The organism is Staphylococcus sp. GDX8P80P (genome assembly GCF_017893095.1).
Taxonomy (GTDB): Bacteria; Bacillota; Bacilli; order Staphylococcales; family Staphylococcaceae; genus Staphylococcus; species Staphylococcus borealis.
This window is the reverse complement of sequence record NZ_JAESMI010000032.1, coordinates 20,903-27,531: the sequence shown is the minus strand read 5'-3', so window position 1 is coordinate 27,531 and position 6,629 is coordinate 20,903. Positions and strand designations below refer to the sequence as shown.

General features: G+C 32.7%; 8 protein-coding genes. 3 read left to right on the top strand and 5 right to left on the bottom strand.

Annotation, left to right across the window (positions count from 1 at the left end):
* Positions 1-161: 161 nt before the first annotated feature.
* Positions 162-863 carry a ribose 5-phosphate isomerase A gene (locus tag KA858_RS04540; protein WP_210135129.1) on the bottom strand — a complete coding sequence of 234 codons (702 nt, stop codon included), beginning with the start codon at positions 861-863 and terminating at the stop codon, positions 162-164.
* A 160-nt stretch (positions 864-1,023) separates the two neighbouring features.
* On the opposite strand from KA858_RS04540, the gene KA858_RS04535 reads away from it, so the two are divergent.
* Complete coding sequence (locus KA858_RS04535) at positions 1,024-1,686, top strand: MOSC domain-containing protein (protein WP_210135128.1); 663 nt, start codon at positions 1,024-1,026, stop codon at positions 1,684-1,686.
* A gap of 77 nt (positions 1,687-1,763) precedes the next feature.
* On the opposite strand, the gene KA858_RS04530 is transcribed toward KA858_RS04535, so the two are convergent.
* The 4 genes from KA858_RS04530 to KA858_RS04515 form a co-directional block, all read right to left on the bottom strand.
* On the bottom strand, positions 1,764-2,774 hold the full coding sequence (locus KA858_RS04530) for an aldose epimerase family protein (protein ID WP_107628991.1): 1,011 nt from the start codon (positions 2,772-2,774) through the stop codon (positions 1,764-1,766).
* A gap of 30 nt (positions 2,775-2,804) precedes the next feature.
* Positions 2,805-3,131 (bottom strand): YnfA family protein, encoded by a 327-nt coding sequence (locus KA858_RS04525; RefSeq protein ID WP_053028628.1) that lies wholly within the window; start codon positions 3,129-3,131, stop codon positions 2,805-2,807.
* 200 nt (positions 3,132-3,331) lie between these two features.
* Positions 3,332-4,087, bottom strand: coding sequence for a hypothetical protein (locus KA858_RS04520; RefSeq protein WP_210135127.1), 756 nt, complete (start codon positions 4,085-4,087; stop codon positions 3,332-3,334).
* Complete coding sequence (locus KA858_RS04515) at positions 4,074-4,271, bottom strand: helix-turn-helix transcriptional regulator (RefSeq protein ID WP_075108061.1); 198 nt, start codon at positions 4,269-4,271, stop codon at positions 4,074-4,076. The genes KA858_RS04520 and KA858_RS04515 overlap by 14 nt, the downstream gene beginning before the upstream one ends.
* Before the next feature lie 211 nt (positions 4,272-4,482).
* Here KA858_RS04515 and KA858_RS04510 point away from each other — a divergent pair, with 211 nt between their 5' ends.
* Positions 4,483-5,091 (top strand): DNA-3-methyladenine glycosylase, encoded by a 609-nt coding sequence (locus KA858_RS04510; RefSeq protein ID WP_210135126.1) that lies wholly within the window; start codon positions 4,483-4,485, stop codon positions 5,089-5,091.
* Between the two features lie 285 nt (positions 5,092-5,376).
* Positions 5,377-6,588 (top strand): sodium/glutamate symporter, encoded by a 1,212-nt coding sequence (gltS, locus tag KA858_RS04505; RefSeq protein ID WP_053028631.1) that lies wholly within the window; start codon positions 5,377-5,379, stop codon positions 6,586-6,588.
* Positions 6,589-6,629: the final 41 nt, after the last annotated feature.

Sequence of the window (6,629 nt, the reverse complement as noted above, 5' to 3'; positions counted from 1 at the left end):
GTCGTATAATAGTCAAAGAACGAATATTTAAAAAAACAAAAAGGAAACCAAGACTAAAAAAGTCTGATTTCCACCTTGTCGCTTAATCTTATTTTAATTAAATAATTTTTTTATTTATCAACCGATGTTTGCGTAGAACCGAATTCTGTCCCACTCCCTTATTATTCGTTTAAACTCGTTTTATTTATAATTTTAACCCCATCTTGTGTACCAACAATCACTTGATCAGTAATATTTAAAAAATATCCTGTTTCCAAGACGCCAGTTAAATGAATTAAATAATCATGAAATGTAAATGGATCAATCTGTTTATTTAATTGACAGTCTAAAATATAATTCCCATTATCAGTAATAAATGGTACATCATCACTCATACGGCGCTCTGTCACGACATCTTCATACATTTCAATTTTTTTAGCAATATGTAACCAATTAAATTTATCTACTTCGACTGGTAGTTTAAAACCTTTACCTAAATAATTAACGAGTTTGCTTTCATCCGCTAAAACAACAAATCGATGCGCCATTTCATCAATTACTTTTTCACGAAATAAGGCACCGCCACCACCTTTAATTAAATTAAGGTTAGGATCAACTTCATCAGCGCCATCTATAGCCAAGTCAACGTGATCAACATCATTGATATCAACAATATGAATATCTAACTTCTTCGCAATTAATGCACTTTTATTAGAGGTACACACACCAGTAATATTTAATTGTTCATTATGAATTCTTTCAGCAATCTTTGGGATAAGCAATTCTATTGTGCTCCCCGTACCAATGCCTAGTATCATATTGTCTTTAATTTGAGCTACAGCATCATCTACTGTCATGAATTTAAGTTCTTTAGCATCTTTCATCTTAACTGTGACCCCTTTTCAATTATACTCAACTATTATTTTACATGACGTTGAAACAAATACCTAGTTCAATATGAGAAATTCTTTTATCATTTTTCTTATCTTTTAATTGTGAATATAGTAAAATTTTGCTTATTAACTTTATCTGGGGGGAAAGATAATGATTTCAGTCTATGCAATTTCAGTAGGCAAAATTGAACAATTAGATTACGGTCAAAAAAGAGAAATGCGATCAGCTTTAAACAAGTCACCTTTTTCAGGAAAGATGTGGTTATCCAAAACTGGCTTTGCCGAAGATGAACAAGCGTACAAAGACCATGGGGGGCCTCATAAAGCAGTATGTTGCTTTAGCAAATCGCATTATAACATGTACAAACATGCGTTGAACACAGTTCCAGATTATGCAATGTTTGGTGAAAATTTAACTGTAGAAGACTTAGATGAAGCAGATGTCTATTTTGGAAATCAATATCAATTAGGTGAAGCAGTGATTGAGGTATCCGAAATTAGAGAACCATGTTGGAAGATTCAAACTAAGTATGGCATTACAGATTTAGTTAAACGAATGACTTCGAGTGGCAAAACTGGCTTTTACTTTCGAGTCATACAAGAAGGCTATGTAGACCAAGATGATGATTTAAAATTAATCCATTTAGCAGATGAAACAACACGACTCTCTGTACAAGAACTGAATGAAATTTATTATAACGACCGCAAAAACGTCAATCGATTGCGTTATGCGTTACAAAACCCATATTTAAGTGAAACTCGTATAGCTAAATTGCAAAAGCTATATCAACACGCACTTAAAACAACATCATAAATGACTATTAAGGGACAGAGGAAGAAATACGATTTTCACAAAATTTATTTCTTCCTCTGTCCCTTACTATTTTTATATTATTTTTCTGCTACGTGATACATTGTCTTAGCGTAAAATGTGTCATTCGCTTTTAAAATAGATTGTGCTTTATTACCATACACATTAATATCATTAGGTAAAAATTGCGTTTCTAGAGATACACCTGAGTGTGCTTTATAAATATTAAAATCACTATCCCAACTTGTCGTATCATTAAACGTAAAGATGACGACATTCGGCATTGTTGTAGTAACATCTAATAAGAACTCATCATTCTCAATGAAAAATTGCTTGTTTCCAACATCAAATGGATGATCCAACCCATTTCTTGCACCAACCTGTTCTTTCAATTGGGCATTGTCTGAGTTAAAAATATCACTAAACGAAATGCAATTTGATTTAAATATTGTTACTAAATCAATTGGACTTGTGCTTGTAATTAAATTATGACTGTCAACTGGATACATATTTAATTGTTCACTCTTAATCTTATGATTATCTATAACATTGTTATCTCTATTTAAATTGAAATAGACGTGATTCGTTGGATTAAATAGTGTATCTTGATTCGATTGTGCTTCATATTCTACTGTCCATCGGTGTTCTACATCATATGTATGAATCACTTTAATAAACATATCTCCTGGGTACCCATCTTCCATAGACTTAAGTTGAACAGTAAAGGTAATCTTTATATTAGTAATGTTATCTTGGATGTCGTAATTAAAAAGTCTTTGATCTAAACCATTACTGCCACCATGAAGGTGATGCAGGTTATTATTAGCTTCAAGTTGATATGCTTCACCATTTAAATTAAAACTGGCATTACCAATACGACCTGCATAGCGACCAATTGTAGCACCAAAATGAAAAGGATTAGATGGATAAAATTCATCCGCTTCAACTTTATTGCCTAAAACGATGTTGTTATCATGGTATTTCCACGAAACGACGCGCGCACCAAAGTTGGTGAATACAATATTCGTTTCATCGTTATCAATTTTGATTAAGTCAATACCATGTCTTTGCTTTTCTACTTCAACTATCATTACTTACGTCTCCCTCTTAAACACGCTTAATCAGGTTCTGTTCGGTAATATCATAACGCATACACCGATTATACAGATGCATGCCCCAATTAGATCATACTTATCAGGTGCTTGTTTATCGACAATGTATGCCCATATTAAGCTCATTACAATAAACACGCCACCATAAGCAGCATAAACACGACCGAAAGTTGGAAACGACTGGAATGTTGCAATGACACCATACATCATTAATATAACGCCACCAATAAATCCCAACCAACTTGATTGTCCTTCCCTTAACCACAACCAAATTAGATAGCCACCACCAATTTCACAGAGACCTGCTAATAAAAAGATAAAGATTGAATAAAGCATAGAAATGACCTCCAACGATTACTAAAGTTAGCCTCATTGTATCAATCCAATCATACCTTTATCTATTTAAATTTTAAGCACTGACTTTTCCACATACATATTGTTACACTTTTTTTATTAATATTCCATAGATTTTATATAAATTAAAAAATGAAAACGCTATCTATTAGAAATTTAATAGATAGCGTTTAATGACTATTTTATTCATCATGCAACTTACATAAGTGCTTCGTCTTAACTTTGACAATAAGCAATAGAATGACACTATATATGAGTGCTATGATAGCGACTAAAGGGAATTGATGCATGGCGAATTCAATAATGACATCTATCACACTCACAATGCTTAATCCAATCATTATCCAATTAAAATTTGTCGCATAGACATTTAATATGATAATTTTTTGTTGTTCATCAGCATATCTATAATTGGGGATTAAATTTAATATGCCTCGTGGTGTAGCGCCACGATTCTCTAAGTTTGGTGTGTTCATATCTGTATATTTAATACGTTTATCATCAAACATACAAAATGCAACTATGACACCGACACCAATGATTAGCCAACTTGGTTTAAATACCCACTCATAATGATTCGTATGATTAAGGTTCGGCGTTACAATATTAGCGACAACAATTAAATATATTATCCATACGGTGAGATAAATAATTCTTTTTAATTTGGAATAATGATTCAGTTTTGATTTGTCACTAAAATCATGTACATAAATATGAATGTCATCTACGGTTTCTGAATGAATCGTTAATTTACACACGATAACGATTAAAAGACAGATACTACCTATAAAAATTGGCGAAAGATACTCACGTTGCAAATCATTAAACATTGCGAATATAGCGATAGCGCATAAGAAATTTAAGCTTACAATGCCGAGTTTTGCTTTCAATGTTATGTTTTGTTCTTTCAAAGCGTCATTATCTTCAATCTTCTTCATCCTCCCAGAATAAATCATTTAAAGTCACTTCTAGTGTTTTAGCGATATTAATACATAATTTTAATGACGGATTATATTTGTCATTCTCTATCATATTGATGGTTTGACGTGATACACCAACCGAACGTGCAAGTTCTAGTTGAGAGATTTTCTTTACACCTCGATATACTTTCACTTTATTCATTGTTCCACACTTCTTTCAACATCCCATATTCATCATCATAACGATTTAACAGGCTAATAGTCAATTATATATGACATATATTAAGTCATTTCATTATTCGTTCACTTCAATTATAATGGCTATCATAATATATTGTCATTGTGTTATACCAGTCAAAACTTTAGATTTATGATATACATGCATTCATTATTACAAGAAAGAAGGTAAATTTGTGGATTTTGTATCAAAACCGACGATAGAAACTGCTAAAGCGTTACTCGGTGTCAAAGTCATCTATCAAGACGAATTTCAAATGTATAGTGGCTATATAGTCGAAACTGAGGCTTATTTAGGATTTTCAGATCGTGCTGCTCACGGGTTTGGCGGGAAACAAACACCGAAAGTAACATCACTCTACAAAAAAGGTGGTACCATTTATGGACATGTGATGCATACGCACTTATTGATAAACTTCGTAACACGAAATGAAGGTGTCCCTGAAGGTGTATTGATTCGTGCTATTGAACCTTTAGACGGCATTGAAGCGATGAAGCAGAATCGTAATAAATCAGGATATGACTTAACGAATGGTCCAGGTAAATGGACAAAGGCCTTTAATATCCCTAGGGCAATTGATGGTGCCACATTGAATGATTGTCGTTTATCTATAGATACGAAACATCGTAAATACCCAAGAGACATTGTGGAAAGTGCTCGAATTGGCATACCCAATAAAGGTGATTGGACAACTAAACCATTACGATACACCGTCAAAGGCAATCCTTTCGTTTCGCATATGCGTAAATCAGACTGTTCCAACCCCGATGAAACTTGGAAATAAATGAAAGCTAATACGCGTTATTTTTGCTCTAGAAATGTGACTTGTACGTCAGATTCTAGAGCATTTTTTACAAAACAATATTAATTGTAATCACTTTAAAAATTAATATTAGGATTATTTTTTTATACTTTTTTAAACTTATTAAAAGTTCTTATTATACAAAAATCATAATTAATATCCTAGAAATCTATATTTTTTATATGTATAATGTTATATATGGGGATTTATAGCGCTTACATCAAGTGCTATTTATTTTTTAAATCGTTTCTTAAGGGGGCTATAAAAATGGAATTAGATGCAGTCACAACATTATGTCTCGCCTGTCTGTTATTTTTATTAGGTGAATTTATCGTCAAACACGTTTCATTTTTACAAAGAATTTGTATACCACCTCCCGTAATAGGAGGCTTATTATTTGCAATTCTAGTTGCGATCTTAGATACATTCAATATTATTCAAATTAAATTAGATGCTAGCTTTATTCAAGATTTCTTCATGATGGTGTTCTTTACTACCATTGGCTTAGGTGCATCATTCAAATTATTTAAAATTGGTGGAAAAGTATTAATATTATATTTTGTATGCTGTGCTTTTCTAGCAATATGCCAAAACTTTATTGGTATCTCATTAGCTAAAGTATTACATATTAAACCATTATTAGGTTTAACTGCAGGTTCAATGTCAATGGAAGGTGGGCATGGCAATGCTGCCGCTTATGGTAAAACATTAGAAGAAAGTTTTAATATCGATTCAGCTGTTACAGCAGCACTTGCTGCAGCAACTTTAGGTTTAGTATTTGGCGGATTAGTAGGTGGACCTTTAGTAAAAGCACTTATTAAACGCTATAATTTAAAACCAGAAAATAGTGACGATACGTTTAAAGATTATAGTAAAGTTGAATCAAATGAAGTCCTACACGGCAAATACGAACCAACGCAAGTATTCTTTATTCAATTAACCATTATTGCAGTTTGTATGTCTGTAGGAACTTGGATAGGCGATCAATTTTCAAATTTAACTGGTCAAAGTTTACCTATGTATGTCGGTTCTATGTTTGTAGCCGTAGCAATTCGTAATATATCAGAATATGCAAACCTACAACTCATTGATTTAAAACTCAATGACCAAATTGGTGATGTGGCATTAGGATTATTCTTATCATTAGCATTGATGAGTATTCAACTTACGCAAGTATATTCTCTCGCATTACCACTTATCGCCATCGTCTTAGTCCAAGTGGTATTTATTTCATTATTTGCATTCTTTATTTTATTTAGAGTGCTTGGTAAGGACTATGATGCTGCAGTCATGGCCGGTGGTTTTATTGGTCATGGTTTAGGTGCCACACCAAATGCAATGGCCAACCTAGATGTTATCACTAAGAAATATGGAAGTTCACCTAAATCCTATTTAGTCGTGCCAATTGTTGGTGCCTTCTTAATTGACCTAGCTGGCGTACCAATCGTCATGGGCTTTATCAATATTTTTGGAAATTAAAATTGATGTTCACACTATTTAAAAAGCAAGTTGAGCATTTG